The sequence below is a fragment of the Cellulosimicrobium cellulans genome (genome assembly GCF_001722485.1).
Classification (GTDB): domain Bacteria; phylum Actinomycetota; class Actinomycetes; order Actinomycetales; family Cellulomonadaceae; genus Cellulosimicrobium; species Cellulosimicrobium cellulans_A.
Genome location: NZ_LWGL01000334.1, coordinates 1 through 1,252, shown reverse-complemented (window position 1 = coordinate 1,252; position 1,252 = coordinate 1). Strand labels below are relative to the sequence as shown.

The window sequence follows — 1,252 nt, the reverse complement described above, 5'->3', positions numbered from 1 at the left end:
CTTCCGATCGGGCCTCGACCGGCTCGCGGAGGACGGGGCGACGGCCCGCGTCGTCGCGACCGTCCGCTCGGCGGTCGAGCCGCGGCAGAACCCGTGGACGGGCGCGACCGACCGCCACGAGGTGCGGGTCGAGGCAGCCGAGGTCGCGGCGCGCGGGGTCACGGCGCCGTCGACCGGGCCGCTGGTCGTCTCCGGGCCGGGGGAGGGGTGGGACCGCTTGGCCTACGGCGCGCGGGTCGAGGTCGTCGGCACGCTCGCCGCCGACGGCGACCGGACGTTCCTGCGCACGGACGGCGCGCCCCGGGTCCTCGATCCGCCGCCGGCGCCGCTGCGCGCGGTCCACGCCATGCGGCACGGCATCCTCGACGTGACCGAAGGCCTGAGCCCGCAGGCGCGCGGGCTCGTCCCCGGCGTCGCGGTGGGGGACACGTCCCGCCTCGAGCCGGAGCTCGACGAGGCGATGCGTGCGACGTCCCTCACGCACGTCACCGCCGTGTCCGGCGGACACTTCGCCATCATCGTGGCGACCGTCGCGGCGCTGTGCGTCGCCGTCCGGGCGCCGCGGGTCGTGCGGGTGCTCGTCACCGCGGCCGCGATGGTCGGCTTCGTCCTGCTCGTGCACCCCGAGCCGAGCGTCGTCCGCGCCGCGGCGATGGGTGCCGTCGGTCTCCTCGGGGCGCTGCTCGGGAGACCGTCGCGCGCCGTGGCGGCGCTCGCCGCCGCCGTCGTCGTCCTGCTCGTGCTCGACCCGTGGCTCGCCCGGTCGTACGGCTTCGTCCTCTCCGTGGCGGCCACCGCAGGTCTCGCGCTCGGCACCGCGCCGATCGCCCGCCGCCTCGCGCCGTGGACCGGCCGGACGGCGGCCCACGTCGTCGCCGTGCCCGTCGCGGCCCAGCTCGCGTGCGCGCCGATCGTCGTCCTGCTCGACCCGAGCGTGAGCCTGTACGCCGTGCCCGCCAACCTCGTCGCCGCGCCGGCGCTCGGGCCGGCGACCGTGCTCGGGGTGCTCGCCACGCTCCTGGCGCCGGTGTGGCCCGCGGCGGCCACGGTGGTCGCGACGCTGGCCGGCGCGTGCACGTGGTGGCTCGCGGTGGTGGCCCAGCTCTTCGCCGGTCTCCCCGCTGCGCGCGTCCCGTGGCCGGGCGGAGTCGGCGGGCTGCTCCTCCTGGCGGTGGTGTCCGCGGTCGGCCTCGTCGTGGTTCTGCGCTCGCGCCGCCTCGCGGCGCTGGGGGAGCGGCGCGAGGTCCGGCGC

Annotated in this window: 1 protein-coding gene; it reads left to right on the top strand. The window is 78.7% G+C overall.

Features of this window, described 5'->3' with window-relative positions:
- The coding region (locus tag JZ5iCDA_RS17545; protein WP_216093485.1) for a ComEC/Rec2 family competence protein at window positions 1-1,252 on the top strand (1,252 nt) is incomplete at both ends.